Genomic DNA, 24,124 nt, shown 5'->3' with positions numbered 1-24,124 from the left:
ATATCAAATTTGGTGGATGGGGAGCCAATCTCGCTCCCCATAAGCTTTAAATTTCAACTCAGGGTCAATTAACCCAAGCGATAGTTAGGTGCTTCTTTGGTGATTTGTACATCGTGCACGTGAGACTCTTGCATGCCCGCGCCCGTGATGCGTACGAATTCGGCTTTAGTGCGCATTTCTTCAATCGTTGCACTGCCTGTTAGGCCCATGCTTGAACGCAGACCACCCATTTGCTGGTGAACGATCTCTTTTAGGCGGCCTTTGTACGCGATACGGCCTTCGATACCTTCTGGTACCAGCTTGTCTGCTGCGTTGTCTGTTTGGAAGTAACGATCTGAAGAACCTTGAGACATTGCACCCAAAGAACCCATACCACGGTAAGCTTTGTAAGAACGGCCGTTGTAAAGAATCACTTCACCCGGTGCTTCTTCAGTACCCGCAAACATAGAACCAACCATCACACAAGATGCGCCCGCCGCAATCGCTTTACAGATATCGCCAGAGAAACGGATACCACCATCAGCAATCACTGGCACGCCATATTGGTTCGCCACTTCCGCTGCGTCTGCAATCGCGGTAATTTGTGGAACGCCTACGCCAGTCACGATACGAGTCGTACAGATAGAGCCAGGGCCGATACCCACTTTCACTGCGCTAACGCCCGCTTCAATCAGGGCTTTGGCACCCGCTGCTGTTGCAACGTTGCCGCCAATGATATCAAGATTCGGGAATGCCGCTCGTGTATCACGAATACGTTGTAAAACACCTTCTGAGTGACCATGTGAAGAGTCAATCAACAATACATCAACACCGGCTTCAACCAGTGCAGCAACGCGCTCTTCGTTACCTGCACCCGCCCCAACCGCTGCGCCTACGCGTAGACGACCTTGAGCATCTTTACATGCGTTTGGTTTACGTTCTGCTTTGTGGAAGTCTTTTGCCGTGATCATACCGGTCAATTGGAAATCATCATTCACAACCAGTACTTTCTCAACGCGGGCTTCATGCATTTTTTCTTGCACTTCAGCGCGAGTTGCACCTTCTTTTACGGCAGCCAAGTTTTCTTTTGGCGTCATGACAGAAGAGACTTTCTTAGACAGATCCGTCACAAAACGTACGTCACGACCAGTGATGATACCCACTAGCTCATTGCTTTCGGTAACCACAGGGAAACCAGCAAAGCCGTGCTTGTCGGTCAGCGCAACCACATCCGCGATGGTCGCATCAGGGCTTACAGTGACAGGATCCGTTACGACACCCGCTTCAAACTTCTTCACTTTACGAACTTCAGCAGCTTGCTGTTCGATAGACATATTCTTGTGAATAAAGCCAATGCCACCTTCCTGCGCAAGTGCAATAGCGAGACGAGCTTCCGTCACGGTATCCATCGAGGCAGAGATCATAGGAATGTTCAGTGTGATGTTTTTGGTCAACTGAGTGCGAAGATCAGCTGTGTTTGGGAGAACAGTGGAGTGAGCTGGCACGAGTAGTACGTCATCGAATGTCAGCGCTTCTTTGGCAATTCTTAGCATTTGCAATATCTCACAATATGTAGAGGTAAAAAGAACAATCCAATCTCATCGTTTCGCATAATGAGGGCAGCAGGCTTTAAGCAACTTGCTACATTTGGATTAGATATTGCGGACGGATTATACGGCCAACGCAATCGCTTGACCACAAATTTTTTAATTTTTTTCTTGCATTCACCCTCTTGCTATGTATTATATTGCGGCTAACTTCCATACCCACGTCTACGGGATTAGCTTTGTCTTCTCTGACCAATCCAAACATCTTCACTGTCTCACGTTTAAATTCTGAAGTTCGTTTATTGCTTGAAAACCAATTAGGCATTGTTTGGTTAGTGGGAGAGATTTCTAACTTCTCTGCGCCGGTTTCTGGCCACTGGTATTTCACCCTCAAAGACTCAATGGCTCAAGTTAAATGTGCCATGTTTAAAGGGAATAACCGCCTCGTTTCTTTTAAGCCAACCAATGGTAATCAAGTTTTAGTCAAAGCACGTCTTTCGTTATACGAGCCACGTGGTGACTATCAGTTGATCATCGAAAGCATGCAGCCAGAGGGCGATGGTCGTCTGCAGCAGCAATTTGATGCTCTGAAGATGAAACTAGCGAGCGAAGGGCTTTTCGCTCAGTCCACGAAATTGACGATCCCAGAACACCCTAAATGCGTCGGTATTATTACCTCTAAAACTGGCGCCGCGCTTTACGACATTCTTGATGTACTCAAACGCCGAGATCCTTCCCTGCCAGTGGTCATTTATCCGACTCTGGTACAAGGAGAAGAGGCCGCCATTCAAATTGCTCAAGCAATTGGACGTGCAAACAGCCGTAACGAATGTGACGTATTGATTGTCGGCCGTGGAGGCGGTTCACTGGAAGATCTTTGGTGCTTTAACAACGAGATTGTTGCTCGAACCATTGCCGCCAGCCAAATCCCGATCATCTCTGCGGTTGGTCACGAGATTGATGTGACAATTGCGGACTTTGTTGCAGACTTGCGTGCGCCAACACCATCCGCTGCTGCAGAACTGGTTAGCCGTGATAACAGCCACAAAGATCAAGCCTTAATCAGCCGTGAGCAAAAACTGCATTCTGCCTGGCGTCATTACCTCACCGAACAAAATCGCACCATAATCTCGCTGAGTCATCGACTGGAGAAACAGCATCCTCGCTATCGCTTGATGCGTCAAACTCAACAAGCCGATGAGTTGCAAATCCGCTTACAACGAGCGATGGAAAAGTATCTGGCACAACGAGAACAAACGGTCTCTCGTGTTCAGCACAAACTGCAATTACTCTCGCCTGTTCGTCAAATCAGTGAACAAAAAAATGCGCTTGCACGAGTAGAACAGAAGATGATGGATGCAATGGACCGCAAGCTGCTAAGGTTGCGCCACCAGATCGCGATCGCCGCAGAGAAACTTGACGCAGTAAGCCCCTTGGCAACACTGAAGCGCGGCTACTCCATTACTCAGAGTGAATCTGGCGAAGTGATTACACGTCAATCACAAATCAAAACGGGCGACACTTTGATCACCCGCCTATCCGATGGTGAAATACGCTCTACCGTGAACTAAGCCATGGCTTATTCTTCGGTTTTCTCTTTGAACTGAAAGCGGATTCTTGATTTCGATTTGAGCTCGTTGCAGTGATTACAGAAATAACTCGCCGCACCGCATGCTTGCAGCTTCTCTAATTCAGCCTCACATTCTGGGCAAAAGCCAAGCTTGGTAAACTCTTTATCACATTGTTGGCAGTGATACTGTCCATTCCACTCCAGCTCTTGCTGGCAAATCGGGCAATGATTCTCGTTCATTTTCTTTTCTCGTTGTCACTATGAGATCAATTCAATCTTGCGCTCACGGTTTGGTGAGCACGCTTCACTTGATACATGCAGATGTCAGCTTGGCGAATAAGTGCATCCACGTTGGCCAAAGACTCACCTTCCGCATAGTCCGCGCCAATACTGACCGAAACAGAATAATCTTCTATCAAGAAAAACATTTTGATCTTGCTTTGTAATTGCTGATAAAACACTTGGAACGCCTGCTTGTGCACAAATGAGCAAATCGCAACAAACTCATCGCCTCCGTAACGAGAAATGACAGCTTGTTGAGGAAACTGCGCCATCAACCAGTTGGCTAAGTTGATTAACACGGCATCGCCAACATCATGGCCAAACCGGTCGTTGATGTATTTAAACTCATCAACATCAATAAAAAAACAGCCAATCCCATACTCATTGTGCCGAGCTGTCTCTAGCAAAGGTTCGGATTCCAAGTAGAAGATTCGACGGTTATAACACTGCGTCAGAGGATCTCGATTAACGTGATAGTGAAGTTGTTCTTCTAATTGGTACTTTTCTAGTGCTATTGAATAAAGCGCAGCGAGAAGATCCAAGATTTCCAGTTCTTCTTTTGCTGGTTTAGAAGGCATGTCGCTGTAGATGGCAAAGGTACCCAGCACTTTATCTTGTCGGGAAACAATCGGGACGGACCAACATGCCGCCACATTCGCCGCTTTCGCTAACTCGGCGTAGGGCTGCCAATTCGGGTGACTCTCAATATCACTCACAACCACGGACTTTCCGCTATAAGCTGCGGCTCCGCACGATCCTACCCTTTCACCAATCTCGACACCTTCAATTGCTTGATTGTAGAAATCAGGAAGATTCGGGGCGTATTCAAGATGCAGTGTATTGTGCTGTGGATCCAGCTTCAAAATCGAGGCCTTACGAGATCCAAACAAATGCTCTGATAAGGATACAATTTCTCGATTTAACTGATCTTTCTCCAAGCCTAAGGCTAACTTCCCCAATAATTGATTGATCGACCTATGGGCGTCCAAAAGTCTCATGCTATCCATAACAGCGCTCTAGTGTACTAACTTTACTCAATATTATTATGATTTACCCTAGTGTTGTTGATTCACTCAGCAACTCTAGGGTATGGTTAGCACGAATTTAACAGAACGATAACATTAATAATCAGACCTTAAACACGCTTATCGGATCTTATCTTGATCGTCTGGTTATTTTATTTTGATCAGCGATCTGCCTAAAAAAGAACATTTATATAACCACACCCCGAAAGCATAAGTTACATATGCTGCATTTCAATTTCAAACAACACAAAACTCTACATATTGATATTTAAATCTGTATTTTTGGTTTTTTATATAAAGATCATTTTCCTCAGTTGGGCGTGACTTGCGTGTGCATTTCAATGGTCTGCTCATCCAACAGCACCAATGTAACGGCAATCTCTTTCATTTCGCTCAACCCAGCAGCATGCGTTCCCCCACAAGGGATAATCGCCGTTGATGCTTCTCCCAAATCACATTGCCAGTAACGAGAGTCGGTTAAATATTCGCCATGACAGTTCATGAATATTTCGGCTCCGCGAGCAAGCCAGCGCTCAAGCTGTACATTGACCTCGGATTCAATCTCGTGAATATTTTCCACAACATCAGCACTGTTCAGCCCTCTTTTGCGTAGCGTTTTTCCCAGTCGATAGGTATCTAAACAACACTCTGGCGTCACAAAGCTACTCTCTTGAGCATAACTGTTAAAATCATAGTAGCCATGAGGGTCTTTGCGATCGGCATCTTTGCGCCAGTAACCTTGTGCCAAGACTTTATTCAATGCCAGGTAGGCTAAATGCCCTGCACTGTGACCTCGACTCAGACTTTGTTGATATTCTTTGTCGACACTCAATCGTACTTTGCTTCCAACTGCAAGTTGCCCAAGCTGGGCTTCAATTTCATGAACCACTACGAAGCTCCATCCCTCTGTATCTCGCTTTACAGGTATCGCTTGATCAACAAACAGTTGCCCCGTTGAACACTCTACAGCGCCAACCCAACAACCGATGATTGGCCATTCTTTGCCATCCGCGATAAGGCTCCCCCGATCTGCAGGATGATCTGGCCAAATATGACTGACCGGATGAAATGGCGTTTGCTGAGTCACGACATAAAGAGAATGTTCATTGACTGAAGTGAGTACAATGTCGCTCTCCAACTGCCAGATCTGATGACAAAAGCGAACCTTAGTGGGTGTTATCTGCATATTTCTTATCTCAACGATGAGGCATCATCCGCTCAATGAATGATGTGGACATGTTATCCATATTGGGAAACGGAAAATAAAAAAATGCCCAAGTAAAACTTGGGCATCAAACACAGTTCAGATTATTTCTTGCGATTTTTTACCGCACTCATCATGCGCTTACGTGCACGCTCTTGAGAAAGGGTCATCTTGTTGACACGGTTCTCAAACGGGTTATCACTGTTTTGGAACTGAATACGAATCGGCGTACCCATGATATCTAGTGACTTACGGAAGTAGTTCATTAGATAACGTTTGTAAGAATCCGGTAATTCGCGAACTTGGTTACCATGGATCACCACGATTGGTGGGTTATAACCACCAGCGTGCGCATATTTCAGTTTCACACGACGGCCACGAACCATCGGTGGTTGGTGATCTTCTGTTGCCATCTTCATGATGCGCGTCAGTACCGATGTCCCTACACGAGTGGTTGCAGAGCGGTAAGCTTCTTGTACTGATTCAAACAAATGGCCTACGCCAGTACCGTGCAACGCAGAGATGAAGTGAATGCGAGCAAAATCGACGAAGCCAAGACGACGATCGAGCTCTTTCTTCACATTCTCTTTCACTTCGTTATCCAAGCCATCCCACTTGTTCACGGCCAGTACGATAGAACGACCCGCATTAAGTGCGAAGCCCAATAAGCTCAAATCCTGATCCGAGATGTTTTCACGAGCATCAATCACTAACAGTACAACGTTGGCGTCTTCAACGGCTTTCAATGTTTTAACAACAGAGAATTTTTCAACCGTTTCATGTACTTTACCGCGACGACGAACACCTGCGGTGTCGATCAACACGTATTCGCGACCATCACGTTCCATTGGAATGTAAATGGAGTCACGCGTGGTTCCTGGCATGTCGTAGACAACAACGCGTTCTTCACCCAAAATACGGTTAGTCAGCGTTGATTTACCCACGTTTGGACGACCAATAATCGCGAGCTTAATTGGCTGATCTTGCAGTCGCTTCAGTGACTCTTCGGCGTCTTCTTCAGAGTACTCTTGCTGCTCTGCGTCTTCATCTTCCATATCGGTCAGATCTTCGATCTCACCTTCGCTGTTAGCACTGAGAAGATTGTCAAAGAATGGATCAAGTGCACGTTCAATCAGCGCAGTCACACCACGACCATGCGCAGCGGCAATTTGGTACATCTCATCAACGCCCAGTTGCCAAAAGTCTGCGCTGGCAGCATCCGCATCGATGCCGTCCACTTTGTTCACCACCAGCATGGTGGCTTTTTCGATTTTACGTAAATGGGCAGCAATCGCCTCATCGGATGGCGTCAATCCTGCGCGGCCATCCACCATAAACAACACAACGTCAGCTTCGCGAATCGCAGCAAGTGACTGTTCTGCCATTTTGGTTTCAACGCCTTCTTCAGAACCATCGATACCACCCGTATCAATCACAATAAAGTCGTGCTCACCTACTTTGGCTTGACCATATTTACGGTCACGAGTCAGACCAGGAAAGTCCGCCACCAATGCGTCACGAGAGCGAGTCAATCGGTTAAACAACGTAGATTTACCTACGTTTGGACGACCGACTAGAGCAACAACAGGTATCATAACAACCTCTACAATAATCTTTGATCTGTAGTTATAGGTAACCACTTGCTTGATAGCATTTCAAACCAGCTTTTTACCTATAACCACAATCGTCTTGTCACAACTGCAATGTTGAACTTTGCAGCGTGTTATTAAAAATTAGCAACAAAACGGCTCCTAACTGTCACCAGCCAGGAGCCGAATGTGAATTATATCACGATATTATTCGTTGATCGTCAGTTTCTTTACATCGCCATTGCGCGTGGTAATGACATAACCATCTGGCAATACCGTTGGACCAACAGCGAAACCACTGTCATTGATCATCTGCTGAGCCACGAACTCACCAGTGGTGCGATCCAACCAATGCAAATAGCCTTGGCTGTCTCCAACGACTAAGTAGTTGTTTACCATCACTGGGGCGGTCAACAAACGATACTCTAGCTGTTCATTTTGCCATAGCTCCGTTCCGCTACGTGCATCGACAGCAACCACATGATCTTTGTCAGTGACAACAAAAAGTCGACTGCCATCGGTCGCCATATCAATCGCTGACGAATAATTACGCTTCCAAACGGCATTGCCAGAACGTAAATCAAGTGCGATAAGTTGGCCATTGTAACCGACAACGTAAAGCATTCCGCCAAGCACGATTGGCGATGAATCCACATCCACCAAGCGGTCGATTTCAGTCGCGCCTTTCGGTGTACCAACTGGCTGTTGCCAAATCAACTGACCACGCTCGACGATAGCGGCCGCTAAACGGCCATTCGCCGTTCCCCAAAATACGCCACCTGATACCGCCGTCGGCGTACTATCGCCGCGCAGAGTCAAGTTAGGTACTTCGGTGCTGATGGTCCACTTTTGTTCACCATTATCTTGGTCGAATGCCATCAAAACGCCATTGCTGGTATTCACAATCACTAGACCATTTTCAGCAACGGGCTTTGCTAAGATCTCGCCGACCACAGCGATGCGCCAAGAGACCTCGCCACTCGCTTCGTCCAAAGCGATCAGATCACCATTTTCACTGCCAATGTAGACATGGCCGTAAGCCGCAGTTAAGCCACCAGACAATCTCGCTGTGTCGCCTTGCTTGACGTTTTGGCTCCACAATTGCTTACCTGATGTCGGATCCAACGCTCTGACCACACCATCACGACTGGCGATAAATAGCTTGTCGTAAGCATATTCAGGTGAGAGTTTAGAGAAGTAATGGCCGACACCATCACCCACACTGGTACTCCAAGCTGATTGCGGTGTGAACTGGCTATTCACCTGTGGCAATGGTGCCATTACAATGGTGTCTTCTTCACTGGCACAACCCGCCAACACACCCACTGTAATCATGCCTAATAAGGCTTTCCTGACCATTTTCTTCATGCCATGAAGTCCTTATTTTGCCAGATCATCCAATTTCATTTGCAGAGTTTGGCCTGCATCAGCGGCTTGTTGCGCTTCAGAATAAGCAGCATAAGCGGCTTCTTTGTCACCCTGACGCAAAGCAATATCACCACGCAATTCTGCTACACGGCCCGCCCAGCTAGCATCTGTGACTTTTGCTAGCTCCGCTTTCGCTGCATCAAAATTGCCTAACTCTGCTTCTACTCGCGCAATACGGTAAGTCGTTAACGGAATAAGAGCCGCATCTTTGCTGTTGCTCTGAGCCCATTTTAGCTGGGTTAGCGCAGCATTAAGATCACCAGCGGTTACTTGTGCTTTAGCCAGTTGTAACGCCGCCAGTACCGAATACTCTTTGACATCATTGGAGGCAATGAAAGCTTCAACATCCGCAGCCGCTTCAGCGCCTTTCGCCTGTAATGCATTAATTGCGGAAGTATAATTTTGTGAAGCGGCTTCACGCGCTTGCGTTACGCTATCTTGGTAGTAACGCCAGCCAAATAGACCACCGAGACCAACAACGGCACCGATGATCACGGCTTTGCCGTTCTCTTTCCACCAATCTTTTATCGCTTCAACTTGCTCTTCTTCAGTATTGTAAACTTCCACTTCCTGTCCTCTTTAAAACTGATTCAATGGCAGCGAATCCGCTGCCATTGTTGTGACTGTTGCCAGAGCTTAAATCAGCTCAGCAATTTTGCTGGCAATCTCTTGCTGTGAATACGTAACTTGCTCACCACCAGCGAGATCTTTCAATACAACGGTGTTGTCTGCAACTTCATTCTCACCCAGTACTAGGGCTACGACCGCACCTACTTTGTCAGCACGTTTAAATTGTTTCTTAAAGTTACCACCACCAAAGTGGTTCATCACGCGAACCCCAGGAATGGCTTCACGCACTTGCTCTGCCAACTTCATGCCAGCCATCATAGTGCCTTCACCCGCAGTGACGACGTAAACGTCCACACTACGACGAACATCCGTCAGCTCTAACGTTTCCAACATTAGCACTAAACGCTCTAAGCCCATCGCAAAACCCACCGCAGGTGTGGCTTTGCCACCAAGTTGCTCTACTAGGCCATCATAACGGCCACCACCACAAACGGTACCTTGAGAGCCTAGGCTTTCCGTGATCCATTCAAAAACCGTGCGGTTGTAGTAATCCAGACCACGAACCAAGCGTTCATTGACTGTGTATTCGATACCCGCAGCGTCAAGAAGTTCACACAAACCCGCAAAATGTTGCGTTGACTCTGTGTCTAGGTAGTCAGATAGACGTGGCGCATCGCCCAAAATCGCTTGTACATCTGGATTCTTGGTATCCAATACACGTAGTGGGTTAGTATGCATACGACGTTTGCAATCTTCATCCAACACATCGATATGTTGCTCAAGAAATGCGATCAGTGCAGTGCGATAGTTTGCGCGCGCTTCCAACGAACCAATCGAGTTCAGCTCTAGACGCACATGTTTATCAATGCCAAGTTCACGCCAAAGACGCGCAGTCATCATGATGAGCTCAGCATCGACATCAGGACCATTAAGACCAAATACTTCTACACCACACTGGTGGAACTGACGGTAACGACCTTTTTGCGGACGCTCGTGGCGGAACATAGGACCCATGTACCAAACGCGCTGCTCTTGGTTGTACAGCAAACCGTTTTCAATACCAGCACGCACACAACCTGCGGTGCCTTCAGGGCGCAATGTTAAGCTGTCACCATTACGGTCTTCAAAGGTGTACATCTCTTTTTCCACCACATCGGTCACTTCGCCAATAGCACGGCTAAATAGATGCGTCATCTCAACGATTGGCATGCGCATTTCATTGTAACCGTATGCGCTAATTACGTTCTTCACTGCGCCTTCTAGCTTCTGCCACAGTGGTGATTGAGTTGGGAGACAATCATTCATGCCTCGAATTGCTTGGATTGTTTTTGCCACAATAATTACCGTAATTTGAATGACTTCGTTGAGATTTAGTTCTGCACTTTAATATCGATGCGGTTGCTTTCATCCATGCGCGCAGCCTTTGCACGGATCTTAGCTTCTAGTTGATTCACCAGATCTTCGTTGTCGAAGCGCTCTTTTTGACGTTTACCATCTTCGTAAAAAGCGCTCTTCTTGTTGCTGCCAGCCAGACCGAGATGCGATACCTCTGCTTCACCCGGACCATTCACAACGCAACCAATGATGGAGACATCCATCGGCGTAATGATGTCTTCCAGTCGCTCTTCCAGTGCATTGACCGTGCTGATGACATCAAATTCCTGACGTGAACACGATGGACACGCGATAAAGTTGATGCCTCGCGAACGAATTCGCAATGACTTAAGAATATCAAAACCCACTTTAATCTCTTCAACGGGGTTCGCCGCCAAAGAGATACGTAGCGTATCACCAATACCTTCCGCTAAAAGCATGCCTAAGCCAACCGCCGATTTCACAGCACCAGCGCGAGCACCACCCGCTTCCGTAATGCCGAGATGCAGAGGTTGATCGATTTTCTTCGCCAACAGTCGGTAGGAATCCACCGCTAGGAAAACGTCTGACGCTTTGACACTGACTTTAAATTGATCAAAGTTGAGGCGATCAAGAATATCAACATGACGCATAGCAGACTCGACCAAAGCTTCTGGTGTCGGCTCGCCATACTTCATTTGCAGATCTTTCTCTAGCGACCCACCGTTGACACCGATGCGAATTGGTATGTTTTTGTCACGCGCACAATCAACGACTGAGCGAATACGCTCTTCATTACCAATGTTGCCAGGGTTGATGCGTAAACAATCCACCCCGTATTCGGCCACTTTCAGTGCGATACGATAATCAAAATGAATATCAGCAACTAATGGAATCGATACTTGCTGTTTAATCAGCTTGAAAGCTTCAGCCGCATCCATCGTCGGAACAGAAACACGAACAATGTCGGCGCCGACATTTTCCAATGCTTTAATTTGAGCAACGGTTGCTGCTACGTCCGTGGTGCGAGTATTGGTCATGGATTGCACCGCGATTGGCGCACCATCACCGATTGGAACATCGCCCACATAAATTCGCGTCGATTTACGACGGATAATTGGAGATACGTTGTGCATAATCTTTACAAAGGTAAGGTGAATCGAGCTACTTTGCCTGCAGTATACCGAGAAAGGTCGACAGGTTCACTTGCAAATGTCATGGTCACGCCTTCTGGCGCGCCCAAAATAACGTTAAAAGGGGCCTGACCAGATAGGTTTAAATCTTGACCCGATTTGCGGATGCCAGAAATCAATGTCTTACCACTGGCGTCTTTAACTTGAACCCAGCAGTCCGAACGAAAAGCCATTGTTAAGGCAGTTTCACCATTGGCTTGGGGGGCTTCAGATGCAACCTCAACCACTGCCGCTTGAGGTTCAACTTGCGATTCAGCGTCAGCTTCTGCTTCAACTATCGGCTCTAAAGTCTCGACTTCCAAGGCTTCTACACTTTCAGGCGATGCCGGACTTTCCTCTGAGCTCACTTCGTTTTGCTCATTGCTCTCTGTCGTCGCATCCATCTCCTGCATCACCACATCATCAATGAGTGGAGGTTCACTCTCTTCGATCACCGCGTCTTCAAGTTGAGCGGCTTGATTGACCGACTGAGCTAAGCTGTTCTCTTGCTGATTTTGCCACCACCAAAGTGAAGAAATCCCCGTAATAATGATGAAAATACCCCAAGTAATCAGCATGATGCGGCTATTGTGTTTCTCCGTATTGGTTTTACGTGAGAAGCTCTGCATCTCCTGCTCTTGGTGCTGTGCGTCACCTGTATTGTCTAACGCATCAAGAATGATTTTTTCATCAAGGCCAACCAATCTGGCGTAAGAACGTAAATACCCGCGAGTAAAAGTCGCCACTTGGCCACTTTCAAACTGGTTATCGTCAATCTGTTCAATCACGTTAACACGTAAACGTAATCGATCTGCGACTTGTTTTTGCGTGTAACCCATTGATTCGCGTTTGCGTTTGAGCAAGGTACCGACTTGTTCAATGGCGAGAGATTCTGTGGCACTGTCTTGTGAAAAATCGTTATCTGTAGTCATAACTGTCTAAAATCTTCAAATAATGAAAGTTAAGTGCGCTTATTATTCATCGTTCTTGGTTTGCACTGAACTTTGGAAAAAGTTTGCCGCGGTGCTTTGGACGCAGCCCTAATTATTTTATTAGCCAACCTACACTGCCAAAATACAGCTGCAGCTTTAAACATGATAAGCCAAACTGTGTTATTGACAAAAACTCTATGCTGAGAAATTTACCTTTAGCTCAAGCTTTTGTCCAAAGTTTGACACAAGAAATTCGATATATCGTCCAATTCGGCATGGAAAATCCACCAAACAAGCAAAAAATTACGATTAGAAGCAAAACAGCCAGAGCGAAGCTCTGGCTGTTTAATAAGAAAATGGTAGCTTATAGCGCCTTAACCTCGATGGTCTCACCTTTGGCCGCTTTCAGCATGGCGGTACGCTTGGTTCGGTCGATCACGTCCCCCACTAACTGACCACATGCGGCATCAATATCATCACCGCGCGTCTTACGAATCGTCACCGTATGCTCATATTGCATCAATGTCTTTTGGAAACGATCAATACGTGAGTTGCTTGGTTTCTTATACGGTGAGCCTGGGTATGGGTTAAATGGAATCAAGTTGATTTTACAAGGTGTATCCTTCATCAACTGCGCAAGCTCATGAGCATGTTCAGTACCATCGTTAACATGATCAAGTAGCACGTATTCCACCGTCACTTTACCGCGGTTGGCATTGGAAGAAGCAATGTAACGACGCACCGATGCTAAGAAATCCTGAATATCCCAACGATCGTTGATCGGCATAATTTCACTGCGCAATTTGTCATTAGGTGCATGCAAAGAAATCGCCAGTGCGACGTCAATTTTGCCCGTCATCTGATCTAAGCCAGAAACCACACCCGAAGTCGACACTGTCACGCGGCGTTTAGAGAGACCAAAGCCCAGATCATCCAGCATAATTTCCAAAGCCGGAATGAGGTTTTTCATGTTCAGCAACGGTTCGCCCATGCCCATCATCACCACGTTGGTGATCGGACGACGTCCAGTCTCTTTCTCAAGCCCTACCTCACGTGCCGCACGCCACACCTGACCGATGATTTCTGACACTTTTAAGTTACGGTTGAAACCTTGCTGCGCCGTTGAGCAGAATTTACATTCCAGTGCACAACCCACTTGAGATGAAACACAAAGCGTTGCGCGGTCTTCTTCTGGGATATAGACCGTTTCAACATCTTGATCACCAACACGCATGGCCCATTTGATGGTGCCATCTGATGAGTGTTGAGCTTCTGAAACAACAGGGGCGACGATCTCGCATTTCTGCTTAAGCTTCTCTCTCAACTGCTTGTTGATGTTGGTCATGTTATCGAAATCATCGACACCGAAATGGTAGATCCACTTCATTACCTGATCAGCACGAAACGCTTTTTCGCCTAACTCTTGGGCGAACAGTTCACGCATGCCTTTGCGATCAAAGTCGAGTAGATTAATTTTTTCAGTGCTCATGGTGCCTCTCAATGACTGAACAAGATTAAGGGCGCGAATTGTACAGGCTTTATGCAGTGACAACAAGGGCTGTAAAACCACGAAGATGCTAAGGCGATAAAACCAAACGATTAAAATATCACCACACTTTTCCTGAGTCAGAAAAAAGCCCAGCTTGCGTGCTGGGCTTGGGAATTCATCGACTTATTCAAACCGCTTAACGAGGACAGATTTCTGACTCTGGGAAGAAAAACGCAATTTCACGCGCTGCTGATGCTGGGCTGTCACTACCGTGCACGGAGTTGTGACGCATACTCAATGCATAGTCGGCGCGAATGGTGCCACAAGCCGCTTCTTCTGGGTTGGTTTTACCCATCAACTCACGGTAACGTGCAATGGCATTTTCGCCTTCTAGAACCTGAACCATGATGGGTCCTGAAGTCATGAACTCTTTCAATGCTGGAAAAAATTCTTTTCCTTCATGCTCAGCATAAAAGCCACTTGCTTGTTCATCATTAAGATGCACCATTTTTGCCGCGATGATGCGTAATCCCGCCTTCTCAATACGGTGGTAAATTTCACCGATTAAGTTACGTTCTACAGCGTCAGGCTTAATGATCGAAAATGTTCTTTCTAGAGCCATAAGGTGTCCCTTTATTTCATGTCGTTGTTATAGTCAGCAGCCCAATTGGACTGCTGTGAAGTATTACTTATTCGCTTGTGCCACTAACAGGTTGGCCAGAGTGCAAACCCCCATACCTGTCGCACCCGCAGACCATTTGTCGCTAGCGGCCTTACGGTAAGTGCCCGAACAATCGAAGTGCAACCAACCTGTTTGGTAATCTTGCACAAAGTAAGAAAGAAATGCCGCCGCCGTGCTGGCACCAGGAGAGTAGTCACCGCCGCCGATATTAGACAGGTCGGCAAAGTTTGATGGCAGCATTTCACGATGGAATTCTGCTAGTGGCAGTGGCCACAAGCCTTCTTTTTCTTCTGCTGCTGACTTTAGTGCTTCTTGCGCCAGTGCTTGGTCAAACGTCAATAGTGCGTGGTAATCGTTACCTAGTGCATTTTTCGCCGCGCCCGTTAAAGTCGCACAATCAATGATCAACTCTGGATTTTGTTCCGAGGCGTAAATCAGGCCATCTGCCAGCACCAAGCGACCTTCCGCATCGGTGTTCATGATTTCAACCGTCTTACCGTTTTTGTAGGTAATCACATCACCCAGTTTCAACGCTCGGCCAGAAATCATATTCTCCGCACAGCATAGGATCAGTTTTACGCGCTTGTTCAGTCCGCGCATGATCGCTAAGCCCAAACCACCCGTGATCGTACCTGAACCGCCCATGTCCGCTTTCATTGAATCCATGAAATTGGACGCTTTGATACTGTAGCCGCCCGAGTCAAAAGTAATGCCTTTTCCGACTAAACACGCCCAAACAGGGGCATTTGCATCACCCGTTGGGTTAAAGTCGAGTTGAAGCATCGCTGAAGTGCGATCAGAACCACGGCCTACGGCGTAAATGCCTTCCCAGCCTTCAGCAAGCAGATCTTTATCTTTTACGATACGCGCTGTCACTGTGCCTTCAGGAGCCACAGAACGAATGAACTCTGCCGCCATCGTCGCAAGTTGACGTGGGGCGACTTCTTCCGCCGGTTTGTTAATGATATCGCGAGTAAACTCAGTGGCTTTAATGCGAGCTTCCAGCTCTGCTTGTGCTTTCTCTTCTAACGCAACCCACTCAACTTGACTGTATTTTTTTGGATTGCGATAACCTTGGTGGAAAGCCCAAATCGCTTCCACATCCCAACCATCGCCATCTAGAAATACGTTCTTGATGCCTTGCACATCAAACTTGCGCGCTGCGCGTTGGATTTTAATTAAATCCGTGCTTTCGCCTGTATGGATAAGAGCGCCCTGCTCATTGAATGATACCAGTGCTTTATCGCCCCACTGTGGAGCTGCGACTTCGTGACTTAAAAATACAGACATCTGTGTAGACATGGTTTCTCCTTGCCTTATAACGGCGTTACCTACGCCTTTCTATTTGAATAACTCACGGATGTTAGCATTATGTAGGGTAGAAATGTCAAATTGATAAAAAAACGGACCTAAAGGTCCGCTTTTTTTGATGAATTTTGTTAACTGGGCTGGATTTATTCCCATTCATCCAACCAGCAAAGAATCACTGCTTCGAGGATCTTTTCATTGGAATGATTGGGCTCGTCATCAAAATCTTCAATCTCTAAAATCCACTGATGCAGATCGGTAAAACGCACCGTTTTTGGATCCATATCTGGAAATCGTTCACAGAGCTCGATGGCGATATCACGTGAATCTGTCCATTTCATACTCATCTTCCTTCGAAAAATTAGTCACTTGGGTATGTGTTCGCTAGGCCAATAGGCCCAACGAACTGCGTGACCATCGATTAATGGTCTTCCGATGCGTGGTTGAGCGTGTATTTTGGAATCTCAACCACTAGGTCTTCATCCGCTACTTTCGCTTGGCAGCCTAAACGCGATTCTGGCTCGAGGCCCCACGCTTTGTCGAGCATGTCATCTTCTAACTCATCGCTTTCTTCAAGTGAATCAAAGCCTTCACGAATGATGACGTGACACGTAGTACAAGCACAAGACTTCTCACACGCGTGCTCAATCGCAATCCCATTTTTCAGTGCCACATCTAATACTGTGTCACCACTGTTTGCTTCTAGCACGGCACCTTCTGGGCACAAATCTTCATGAGGCAATACAATAATCTTAGGCATAGTTGTTACTCTTAAATAGTGTCAATTGACTGGCCAGCCAGTGCTGCACGAATAGACTTATCCATTCGACGAGAGGCAAAATCTTGGCTCGCTTTGTCAGTGTCTTTAATACCTTGCTCAATCGCATTCGCTTCGTTGCCATTGCGCAGTTCAATCAAGGATTCAATCGCTTGCAGTAAGGTGGCTTTTTCAGCTTCGCTGAGTAGCTCATCCCCGTCAGCTTGCATCGCGGCAATAAGACCTTCAATCACTCGATCCGCTTCTACACGTTGCTCAGCTAAAGCGCGAGCTTGCATGTCTTCTTTGGCATACGTCATTGAGTCACGAAGCATGTTCGCCACTTCGTCATCACTCAGACCATAAGATGGCTTCACTTGGATTTCTGATTGAACACCTGTGCTTTTCTCCATCGCGGTCACTGACAGCAGGCCATCTGCATCCACTTGGTAGGTAACGCGAATATGAGCAGCACCCGCAGCCATTGGCGGAATGCCTTTGAGTGAAAAGCGAGCGAGCGAACGACAGTCATCCACCATCTCACGTTCACCTTGAACAATATGAACGCTCATTGCGGTTTGGCCATCTTTAAACGTGGTGAACTCTTGAGCGCGTGCTACCGGAATGGTGGTATTGCGAGGAATGATTTTCTCAACCAAACCACCCATGGTTTCAATCCCCAACGAAAGAGGGATCACATCCAGCAATAGCATTTCAGAATCAGGCTTGTTGCCCGCCAGAATATCCGCTTGAATACCAGCGCCAATGGCAACCACTTCATCAGGGTTGATGTTGGTTAATGGTGTGCGACCAAAGAACTCACCCACCATTTCGCGAACCAATAAAGTGCGAGTAGAACCGCCAACCATGACCACTTCAAGTACTTCGTCAGCGTCCACATCTGCGTCTTTCAACGCTCGACGGCAGGACATCAGCGTTTTTTTCACAAGCGGACGAATCAGCTCTTCAAATTGCTCACGCGTAACTATTCCTTTCCAACCAAAGATATCCACTTCAACTGAGTCTTGCTCAGAGAAGGCAATCTTAGTGGTCGTCGCAATGTTCAGTAGGGTGCGGTTTTTTTCTGCGCTCAAAGGCATCTCTAAGCCCGCTTGCTCGGCAAGAAAATCGGCCAACAGATGGTCAAAATCATCGCCACCCAACGCAGAATCACCGCCGGTGGCCAGCACTTCAAACACCCCTTTTGAAAGGCGCAAAATTGAGATATCAAATGTACCACCACCCAAATCGTAGACCGCAATGACCCCTTCTTGACCAGAATCTAAACCATACGCAATGGCGGCGGCAGTCGGTTCGTTCAGTAAGCGAAGCACATGCAGGCCAGCAAGTTTCGCTGCATCTTTAGTGCCAGCTCGCTGCGCATCATCAAAGTAGGCAGGAACGGTAATGACGACACCAGAAAGCTCACCACCGAGGCTCTCTTCTGCGCGTTTTGCTAGCACTTTTAGGATATCGGCAGAAACTTCAATTGGGTTTTTGTCCCCTTGAGTCGTCTCAAGAACAGGCAAACCATTCTCACTGGCTTTAAAACGATAAGGCAAAGAAGGATAACGAGTCTGAATGTCCGTTAACGAACGACCCAATAAGCGTTTTACCGAGATAATGGTATCTTGCGGCTGAGATTCAGACAGTGCTTTCGCCGCGTAACCGACAATCGCCTCGTCATTAGCATAATTAACAATCGATGGAAGAAGACTACGACCTTGAGCATCTTTCAAAGTGTCTGCGGTGCCGCTTCTGACTGAAGCGACCAAAGAGTTGGTGGTACCAAGATCGATACCGGCTGCTCTTTTGTGCTCATGAGGTGCCGAGCTTTGGCCCGGTTCTGCGATTTGAAGTAATGCCATGATGGATCCTTGTTTTTCAAACTAGCCGAAGAGTTTCTCTTCCACTAGCTCTATTTCATTCTTTAGTTTGGCAATAAATTTCAGCTTACGTACGCGATCGGCGGCTTGTGGCCACTGAGCGTCATTCAGCTCTTGCTCAATCGTTGCGAGATGTTGTTTGTACATTTTGCTCACTCTGGCATCAAACGCAGCCAAAGCACTCTCAGCATCTGAGCTTTGAGGGATCTCTTCCAACTCTTCACGCAATTCCATCTGTTCCATCAGAAACATGGGATCTTGCATGGTTTGCTGCTCACCGCGGATTTCTAAACCGTTTTGCGACAAAAGGTATTCCGCACGAGAAATGGGATTTTTCAGCACCTGGTAAGCGTCATTAATTTGCGCTGCTTTTTGCACCGCTAACAAACGATCGCGTTCAGAAGCGGTCGCAAAATTGTCCGGATGGAAGCGTTTTTGCAATTCTCGGAACTGAGAAGAAAGAAGGCTACCATCCAGCGAAAACTGAGGTGGTAGCCCAAACAATTCAAAGTGATTCATTGATCTATGGTCCTTGAATAAACCTTCTGAGCCGACGGTAACGGCTCAGAATTTCAGTCATTAGACGTTGAAGCTTTCACCGCAACCACATTCACTTTTCGCATTTGGGTTGTTGAATTCAAAGCCTTCATTCAACCCTTCTTTTACGTAGTCAAGTTGCGTGCCGTCGAGGTACACCAAGCTCTTTTTATCGATAATCACCTTAACGCCTGAATGTTCAAACACTTCGTCTTCTTCATTCAGTTCGTCAACAAACTCAAGGACATAGGCCATACCCGAACAACCAGTCGTCTTCACACCTAAACGTAAACCAATGCCTTTGCCTCGGTTATCTAGGAATGCTCTTACTCGATTTGCTGCGGAATCTGTTAATGTAACGGCCATACTGCACCTTAGTTAAATAGTTTACCAATGGAATGGGAGCATAAGGCCCCCATTATAACCTCAAAAAAAACCTTAAAGTTGGTGTTTTTTCTTGTAGTCAGCCACTGCGGCTTTAATTGCATCTTCTGCAAGAATTGAACAGTGCACTTTCACTGGTGGCAATTCAAGCTCTTCTGCAATTTCCGAGTTTTTGATCGAAGCCGCTTCTTCGATGCTCTTGCCTTTTACCCATTCGGTAACCAATGAGCTTGATGCAATCGCACTACCACAACCGTAAGTCTTGAACTTTGCGTCTTCAATGATGCCTTCTGGCGTTACTTTGATTTGCAGTTTCATTACGTCACCACATGCAGGAGCACCAACCATGCCGCTACCTACCGATGGATCTTCTTTGTCAAACGAACCAACGTTACGTGGGTTCTCATAGTGATCAATTACTTTTTCGCTGTATGCCATGATATTTACCTCGAATCCTCTATAACTTGTCTATGAATTGATCTTAGTGGTGAGCCCACTCAACCGTGTTGAGATCAATTCCTTCCTTGTACATATCCCATAGAGGAGACATGTCGCGCAGCTTTTCAACCGCTACACGGATTTGTTCAATTGCGTAGTCGATCTCTTCTTCCGTGGTAAAACGGCCAAAAGAGAAACGAATCGAGCTATGTGCTAACTCATCATTTAGACCGAGAGCACGCAGCACATAAGAAGGCTCTAGACTCGCTGAAGTACAAGCACTGCCTGACGATACAGCAAGATCTTTTAGAGACATCAGTAACGACTCACCTTCAACAAAAGCAAAGCTGATGTTCAAGTTGTGTGGAACACGCTGCTCAAGATCGCCGTTGATGGTCACCGCTTCCATGTCTTTCACGCCATCTAACAGACGGTTACGAAGCGCTAACGCATGTTGGTAATCTTTTTCCATATCAAGCTTGGCGATACGGAAAGCTTCACCCATGCCAACAATTTGGTGAGTCGGTAGCGTACCTGAACGGAAACCACGTTCATGACCACCACCATGCATTTGAGCCTCAAGACGAATACGTGGCTTACGGCGTACATAAAGCGCGCCGATACCTTTCGGACCGTAAATCTTATGTGCAGACAGCGAGATCAAGTCTACTTTTAGCTTCTGTACATCAATCGCCACTTTGCCCGCTGACTGCGCTGCATCGACGTGGAAAATGATTTTACGAGAACGGCAAAGTTCGCCAATGGCTTCAATATCTTGAATCACACCAATTTCATTGTTCACGTGCATAATAGACACAAGAACAGTGTCGTCACGCATTGCGGCTTCAAGCTTGCTTAGGCTGATAAGACCATTTGATTCAGGCTCGAGATAAGTCACTTCAAAACCTTCACGCTCAAGCTGACGGCAAGTATCCAGTACGGCTTTATGCTCAGTTTTGCTAGTAATGACGTGCTTACCTTGTTTTGAGTAGAAGTGAGCTGCGCCTTTGATCGCTAGGTTATCTGATTCTGTTGCACCAGATGTAAACACAATTTCACGAGGGTCGGCATTCAACAATTCTGCGATTTGCTCACGCGCGGTATCAACCGCTTCTTCTGCCTGCCAACCGTAGCGATGAGAACGTGACGCTGGGTTACCAAAGGTACCATCCATCGTCATGTACTGAACCATTTTCTCAGCGACACGTGGATCTACCGGGCAAGTTGCCGAATAGTCTAGATAAATAGGCAGTTTCATTCTTCACTCCAATGTAAACTTTTTGGCCGCTTAAGAGCGGAAATTTACACCGATGGGCGCGGTGTTAATTGTTTTGTTAGCCAACCCATGATTTACCGCAAGATCAATATCCTGACGGTCGGAAATTTCGATGACTTCATTATCACTCATGAGCTCGCCAAGCGTGATGTTGTTTAGGAAGTCTGTAATGCGCGAACTCAGGTCACGCCAAAGTGTATGAGTAAGGCAGCGAGTGCCGCCTTGGCAATCTCCTTTGCCCTGACACTTAGTTGCGTCAACCGATTCGTCAACGGCCGCGATCACCGTTCCAATTGAAATGGTAAATGCGTCTGCGCCAAGACGGTAACCTCCGCCAGGACCACGAACACTCGCAACCAAACCTGCTTTACGCAATTTGGAAAAAAGTTGCTCTAAGTAAGAGAGCGAAATCCCCTGACGCTCGGAAATATCTGCCAGAGGTACAGGACTTTTTTGCGAATGCAGTGCCACATCCAGCATTGCCGTTACCGCATATCTTCCTTTAGATGTCAGTTTCATATCACACCGTATCCACACTGTTTGTAATGATACGGATTTTTCCATACCCGACTAAAATGGTCAAGTATTTATTTGACTAAAATAGTCAGGTATTCATCCCTATGAATAGCAGGGATACTATTGCTTATTGATGCTCTTTTCTAACGAAGTCAAAATGCCACGCAAAATGTTCAACTCTTGCGCTTCTGGACGAGCTCGGCTGAACAGTCGGCGCATTTTATTCATGACTTGGTTAGGTTGATCAGCTCGCACAAATTCGGTTGTCAGTAACACTTTCTCTAAGTGCTGATAAAACAGTTCAAGTTCACTGTGGCGTGGGTATTCCGCAGTTTCTTGCGTTGGATACTGGCTTTGTTGATGACGCAAATAAGCCATACGAACTTCGTAACTTAAGGTCTGTACTGCCATCGCGAGATTCAATGAGCTGTATTCTGGGTTTGCAGGAATACAAACGTGATAATGGCAGCGTTGAAGCTCATCGTTTGTGAGACCAGTACGCTCACGGCCAAACACCAAAGCCACATGACTCGTTTGCCCCTCTTGGACAAACTTTTCCGCACATTCAAACGGTTCCAACATCGGCCATTCAAGGGTACGAGAGCGGGCACTCGAACCGACAACCAGCGCACAATCGGCCACCGCTTCTTCTAACGAATTCACCACTAAGGCATTCAATGCGATATCCGCCGCTCCCGATGCCAAAGCGATGGCTTGAGCGTCAACCTCACATTCAGGCTGAACAAGCACAAGCTGCGATAAACCCATCACCTTCATGGCACGAGCTGCAGACCCAATATTTCCGGAGTGAGAGGTACCAACAAGGACGACTTTTACTTTATCTAACATGCAAACTTTCAATGGCTGATTTCAAACCGCGGGATTTTATCATAGTTTTTTCCCACACCCTATATTGGATATGATGAGAACAGGCCTCACGCCCTCTCTTCCCTTTTTCATGTAAACGATTTCTTGAGTTTCGTCACACCAGTCAACCTCAAAAGAACAAAAATTAACCACTTCCCTTTTGGGTTTTCTCTGGTATACTCCCCGCCGCTTTTATTTGTTCTTTAACATCCGTTGGGAAAATCGTATGCATCCAATGCTAAACATTGCTATTCGCGCTGCGCGAAAAGCAGGTAACCATATTGCTAAATCACTAGAAAACGTTGAGAAGATTGAATCTACACTAAAAGGCACAAACGACTTTGTGACTAACGTAGATAAAGAAGCTGAAACAATCATCATCGACACCATCAAGAGCTCATACCCTGAGCATTGCATCGTGGCTGAAGAAAACGGCCTGATCAACGGTAAAGATAAAGATGTGCAATGGATCATCGACCCACTGGATGGCACGACAAACTTTGTAAAAGGTTTGCCTCACTTCGCTGTTTCAATCGCGGTACGCATCAAAGGCAAAACCGAAGTTGCTTGTGTATACGACCCAATGCTAAACGAGCTATTCACCGCTCAACGTGGTGCTGGCGCTCAACTTAACAACGCACGTATCCGCGTTAAACAACCAAAAGACCTTCAAGGCGCAATCATCGCAACAGGTTTCCCATTCAAGCAAAAGCAACACTCAGAGTCTTACTTCAAGATCATGTCTGCGATGTTTGTAGAAGTGGCAGATTTCCGCCGCGCTGGCTCAGCTGCACTTGATCTATGTTACGTGGCAGCTGGCCGTGTAGATGGTTACTTTGAGCTAGGCCTAAAACCTTGGGATATCGCTGCAGGTGAACTGATTGCTCGTGAAGCAGGCGCGATCATCACTGACTTTGCTGGCGGTACAGAATACATCAAGTCAGGTAACGTTGTTGCATCAAGTGCTCGTGGTGTTAAATCACTACTGAAACACATCCGTGAAAACGGCAACGAAGCGATTCTTAAGTAATCTCTAGCCCGTCACGCTGATTACTTTTGAATAAGCCCTCGCATTATGCGGGCAATGTAGATCAGATAAGGATCGGTTGACCGATCCTTCTGATGAGAGACAATCGGAAACCTGTTTATAGGTTTCCGATTTTTTATGTCTATCCAAAACTATTTTGCTGACTTTCTTGAAGAGAGTCCTGTTGATGTCGCTCAGCTAACCACCTTCTCCGAGCATATTCCTGATGAGTGGGTTGCTAAAGCGGCAACACTTTCCGATAAAGCGACAATTCGTCGACGTCGTTTACCTAGTGATATGGTTCTT

At 46.7% G+C, this 24,124-nt stretch carries 25 protein-coding genes; 3 read left to right on the top strand and 22 right to left on the bottom strand.

Going from position 1 to position 24,124, the window contains the following annotated elements; translation table 11 throughout:
- Positions 1 to 68 precede the first annotated feature (68 nt).
- Complete coding sequence (gene guaB / locus CIK04_RS05520) at positions 69 to 1,532, bottom strand: IMP dehydrogenase (RefSeq protein ID WP_026130501.1); 1,464 nt, start codon at positions 1,530 to 1,532, stop codon at positions 69 to 71.
- Between the two features lie 233 nt (positions 1,533 to 1,765).
- Here guaB and xseA point away from each other — a divergent pair, with 233 nt between their 5' ends.
- Complete coding sequence (gene xseA, locus CIK04_RS05515) at positions 1,766 to 3,097, top strand: exodeoxyribonuclease VII large subunit (protein ID WP_097353358.1); 1,332 nt, start codon at positions 1,766 to 1,768, stop codon at positions 3,095 to 3,097.
- A gap of 8 nt (positions 3,098 to 3,105) precedes the next feature.
- Here xseA and CIK04_RS05510 read toward each other — a convergent pair whose 3' ends face one another.
- The 21 genes from CIK04_RS05510 to trmJ all read right to left on the bottom strand — a co-directional run bounded on the left by CIK04_RS05510 (position 3,106) and on the right by trmJ (position 22,773).
- Positions 3,106 to 3,336, bottom strand: a complete 231-nt coding sequence (locus CIK04_RS05510; protein ID WP_097353357.1) for a zinc ribbon domain-containing protein — start codon at positions 3,334 to 3,336, stop codon at positions 3,106 to 3,108.
- 26 nt (positions 3,337 to 3,362) lie between these two features.
- Positions 3,363 to 4,385: a sensor domain-containing diguanylate cyclase gene (locus CIK04_RS05505; RefSeq protein ID WP_097353356.1), complete on the bottom strand. Its 1,023-nt coding sequence runs from the start codon at positions 4,383 to 4,385 to the stop codon at positions 3,363 to 3,365.
- A 328-nt stretch (positions 4,386 to 4,713) separates the two neighbouring features.
- Positions 4,714 to 5,589 carry a metal-dependent hydrolase gene (locus tag CIK04_RS05500; RefSeq protein ID WP_097353355.1) on the bottom strand — a complete coding sequence of 292 codons (876 nt, stop codon included), beginning with the start codon at positions 5,587 to 5,589 and terminating at the stop codon, positions 4,714 to 4,716.
- Positions 5,590 to 5,711: 122 nt separating this feature from the next.
- Complete coding sequence (gene der, locus CIK04_RS05495; protein ID WP_017419985.1) at positions 5,712 to 7,202, bottom strand: ribosome biogenesis GTPase Der; 1,491 nt, start codon at positions 7,200 to 7,202, stop codon at positions 5,712 to 5,714.
- A gap of 201 nt (positions 7,203 to 7,403) precedes the next feature.
- Positions 7,404 to 8,564: an outer membrane protein assembly factor BamB gene (gene bamB, locus CIK04_RS05490; protein WP_017789354.1), complete on the bottom strand. Its 1,161-nt coding sequence runs from the start codon at positions 8,562 to 8,564 to the stop codon at positions 7,404 to 7,406.
- A 12-nt stretch (positions 8,565 to 8,576) separates the two neighbouring features.
- Positions 8,577 to 9,191 (bottom strand): YfgM family protein, encoded by a 615-nt coding sequence (locus CIK04_RS05485; protein ID WP_045627619.1) that lies wholly within the window; start codon positions 9,189 to 9,191, stop codon positions 8,577 to 8,579.
- A 69-nt stretch (positions 9,192 to 9,260) separates the two neighbouring features.
- Positions 9,261 to 10,529, bottom strand: a complete 1,269-nt coding sequence (gene hisS, locus CIK04_RS05480) for a histidine--tRNA ligase (RefSeq protein WP_017419982.1) — start codon at positions 10,527 to 10,529, stop codon at positions 9,261 to 9,263.
- 35 nt (positions 10,530 to 10,564) lie between these two features.
- Entirely contained in the window at positions 10,565 to 11,683 is a 1,119-nt protein-coding gene (gene ispG, locus CIK04_RS05475) for a flavodoxin-dependent (E)-4-hydroxy-3-methylbut-2-enyl-diphosphate synthase (RefSeq protein WP_097353354.1), read from the bottom strand.
- Between the two features lie 5 nt (positions 11,684 to 11,688).
- Positions 11,689 to 12,651 carry a cytoskeleton protein RodZ gene (gene rodZ / locus CIK04_RS05470; protein ID WP_097353353.1) on the bottom strand — a complete coding sequence of 321 codons (963 nt, stop codon included), beginning with the start codon at positions 12,649 to 12,651 and terminating at the stop codon, positions 11,689 to 11,691.
- A 364-nt stretch (positions 12,652 to 13,015) separates the two neighbouring features.
- Positions 13,016 to 14,140 (bottom strand): bifunctional tRNA (adenosine(37)-C2)-methyltransferase TrmG/ribosomal RNA large subunit methyltransferase RlmN, encoded by a 1,125-nt coding sequence (locus tag CIK04_RS05465; protein ID WP_011078528.1) that lies wholly within the window; start codon positions 14,138 to 14,140, stop codon positions 13,016 to 13,018.
- A 196-nt stretch (positions 14,141 to 14,336) separates the two neighbouring features.
- Positions 14,337 to 14,762, bottom strand: a complete 426-nt coding sequence (gene ndk, locus CIK04_RS05460) for a nucleoside-diphosphate kinase (RefSeq protein ID WP_011078529.1) — start codon at positions 14,760 to 14,762, stop codon at positions 14,337 to 14,339.
- A gap of 63 nt (positions 14,763 to 14,825) precedes the next feature.
- Positions 14,826 to 16,124 (bottom strand): aminopeptidase PepB, encoded by a 1,299-nt coding sequence (gene pepB / locus CIK04_RS05455; protein ID WP_097353352.1) that lies wholly within the window; start codon positions 16,122 to 16,124, stop codon positions 14,826 to 14,828.
- 152 nt (positions 16,125 to 16,276) lie between these two features.
- The gene (gene iscX, locus CIK04_RS05450; protein WP_011078531.1) at positions 16,277 to 16,471 is read right to left on the bottom strand and encodes a Fe-S cluster assembly protein IscX; all 195 of its coding nucleotides are present in this window, start codon (positions 16,469 to 16,471) and stop codon (positions 16,277 to 16,279) included.
- Between the two features lie 80 nt (positions 16,472 to 16,551).
- Positions 16,552 to 16,890, bottom strand: a complete 339-nt coding sequence (fdx, locus tag CIK04_RS05445) for an ISC system 2Fe-2S type ferredoxin (RefSeq protein ID WP_011078532.1) — start codon at positions 16,888 to 16,890, stop codon at positions 16,552 to 16,554.
- A gap of 11 nt (positions 16,891 to 16,901) precedes the next feature.
- Positions 16,902 to 18,755 (bottom strand): Fe-S protein assembly chaperone HscA, encoded by a 1,854-nt coding sequence (gene hscA / locus CIK04_RS05440; RefSeq protein WP_017789359.1) that lies wholly within the window; start codon positions 18,753 to 18,755, stop codon positions 16,902 to 16,904.
- A gap of 21 nt (positions 18,756 to 18,776) precedes the next feature.
- Positions 18,777 to 19,292 (bottom strand): co-chaperone HscB, encoded by a 516-nt coding sequence (hscB, locus tag CIK04_RS05435; RefSeq protein ID WP_039449967.1) that lies wholly within the window; start codon positions 19,290 to 19,292, stop codon positions 18,777 to 18,779.
- Positions 19,293 to 19,352: 60 nt separating this feature from the next.
- On the bottom strand, positions 19,353 to 19,676 hold the full coding sequence (iscA, locus tag CIK04_RS05430; protein WP_011149601.1) for an iron-sulfur cluster assembly protein IscA: 324 nt from the start codon (positions 19,674 to 19,676) through the stop codon (positions 19,353 to 19,355).
- 72 nt (positions 19,677 to 19,748) lie between these two features.
- On the bottom strand, positions 19,749 to 20,132 hold the full coding sequence (iscU, locus tag CIK04_RS05425; protein WP_011078536.1) for a Fe-S cluster assembly scaffold IscU: 384 nt from the start codon (positions 20,130 to 20,132) through the stop codon (positions 19,749 to 19,751).
- A 43-nt stretch (positions 20,133 to 20,175) separates the two neighbouring features.
- Positions 20,176 to 21,390 carry an IscS subfamily cysteine desulfurase gene (locus CIK04_RS05420; protein WP_013572350.1) on the bottom strand — a complete coding sequence of 405 codons (1,215 nt, stop codon included), beginning with the start codon at positions 21,388 to 21,390 and terminating at the stop codon, positions 20,176 to 20,178.
- Between the two features lie 30 nt (positions 21,391 to 21,420).
- Complete coding sequence (iscR, locus tag CIK04_RS05415; protein WP_013572351.1) at positions 21,421 to 21,927, bottom strand: Fe-S cluster assembly transcriptional regulator IscR; 507 nt, start codon at positions 21,925 to 21,927, stop codon at positions 21,421 to 21,423.
- Positions 21,928 to 22,044: 117 nt separating this feature from the next.
- Positions 22,045 to 22,773, bottom strand: coding sequence for a tRNA (cytosine(32)/uridine(32)-2'-O)-methyltransferase TrmJ (gene trmJ, locus CIK04_RS05410; protein ID WP_097353351.1), 729 nt, complete (start codon positions 22,771 to 22,773; stop codon positions 22,045 to 22,047).
- Between the two features lie 244 nt (positions 22,774 to 23,017).
- Between trmJ and suhB the strand changes: the two genes are divergently transcribed.
- Both suhB and CIK04_RS05400 read left to right on the top strand, forming a co-directional pair.
- Positions 23,018 to 23,821 (top strand): inositol-1-monophosphatase, encoded by an 804-nt coding sequence (gene suhB / locus CIK04_RS05405; protein ID WP_011078540.1) that lies wholly within the window; start codon positions 23,018 to 23,020, stop codon positions 23,819 to 23,821.
- Between the two features lie 135 nt (positions 23,822 to 23,956).
- On the top strand, positions 23,957 to 24,124 hold a 168-nt coding region (locus CIK04_RS05400; protein WP_176463288.1), incomplete at its 3' end, for a transposase domain-containing protein.

This window comes from Vibrio sp. 03_296 (assembly GCF_002265885.1).
The sequence above is the reverse complement of the archived record's forward strand: the minus strand, read 5'-3'. Positions and strand labels throughout refer to the sequence as shown.

Coding starts and splice junctions, on each gene's coding strand:
- guaB (WP_026130501.1), bottom strand. CDS start 1,532: ATGCTAAGAATTGCCAAAGAAGCGCTGACATTCGATGACGTACTACTC.
- CIK04_RS05510 (WP_097353357.1), bottom strand. CDS start 3,336: ATGAACGAGAATCATTGCCCGATTTGCCAGCAAGAGCTGGAGTGGAAT.
- CIK04_RS05505 (WP_097353356.1), bottom strand. CDS start 4,385: ATGGATAGCATGAGACTTTTGGACGCCCATAGGTCGATCAATCAATTA.
- CIK04_RS05500 (WP_097353355.1), bottom strand. CDS start 5,589: ATGCAGATAACACCCACTAAGGTTCGCTTTTGTCATCAGATCTGGCAG.
- der (WP_017419985.1), bottom strand. CDS start 7,202: ATGATACCTGTTGTTGCTCTAGTCGGTCGTCCAAACGTAGGTAAATCT.
- bamB (WP_017789354.1), bottom strand. CDS start 8,564: ATGAAGAAAATGGTCAGGAAAGCCTTATTAGGCATGATTACAGTGGGT.
- ispG (WP_097353354.1), bottom strand. CDS start 11,683: ATGCACAACGTATCTCCAATTATCCGTCGTAAATCGACGCGAATTTAT.
- rodZ (WP_097353353.1), bottom strand. CDS start 12,651: ATGACTACAGATAACGATTTTTCACAAGACAGTGCCACAGAATCTCTC.
- CIK04_RS05465 (WP_011078528.1), bottom strand. CDS start 14,140: ATGAGCACTGAAAAAATTAATCTACTCGACTTTGATCGCAAAGGCATG.
- ndk (WP_011078529.1), bottom strand. CDS start 14,762: ATGGCTCTAGAAAGAACATTTTCGATCATTAAGCCTGACGCTGTAGAA.
- pepB (WP_097353352.1), bottom strand. CDS start 16,124: ATGTCTACACAGATGTCTGTATTTTTAAGTCACGAAGTCGCAGCTCCA.
- iscX (WP_011078531.1), bottom strand. CDS start 16,471: ATGAAATGGACAGATTCACGTGATATCGCCATCGAGCTCTGTGAACGA.
- fdx (WP_011078532.1), bottom strand. CDS start 16,890: ATGCCTAAGATTATTGTATTGCCTCATGAAGATTTGTGCCCAGAAGGT.
- hscA (WP_017789359.1), bottom strand. CDS start 18,755: ATGGCATTACTTCAAATCGCAGAACCGGGCCAAAGCTCGGCACCTCAT.
- hscB (WP_039449967.1), bottom strand. CDS start 19,292: ATGAATCACTTTGAATTGTTTGGGCTACCACCTCAGTTTTCGCTGGAT.
- iscA (WP_011149601.1), bottom strand. CDS start 19,676: ATGGCCGTTACATTAACAGATTCCGCAGCAAATCGAGTAAGAGCATTC.
- iscU (WP_011078536.1), bottom strand. CDS start 20,132: ATGGCATACAGCGAAAAAGTAATTGATCACTATGAGAACCCACGTAAC.
- CIK04_RS05420 (WP_013572350.1), bottom strand. CDS start 21,390: ATGAAACTGCCTATTTATCTAGACTATTCGGCAACTTGCCCGGTAGAT.
- iscR (WP_013572351.1), bottom strand. CDS start 21,927: ATGAAACTGACATCTAAAGGAAGATATGCGGTAACGGCAATGCTGGAT.
- trmJ (WP_097353351.1), bottom strand. CDS start 22,773: ATGTTAGATAAAGTAAAAGTCGTCCTTGTTGGTACCTCTCACTCCGGA.
- suhB (WP_011078540.1), top strand. CDS start 23,018: ATGCATCCAATGCTAAACATTGCTATTCGCGCTGCGCGAAAAGCAGGT.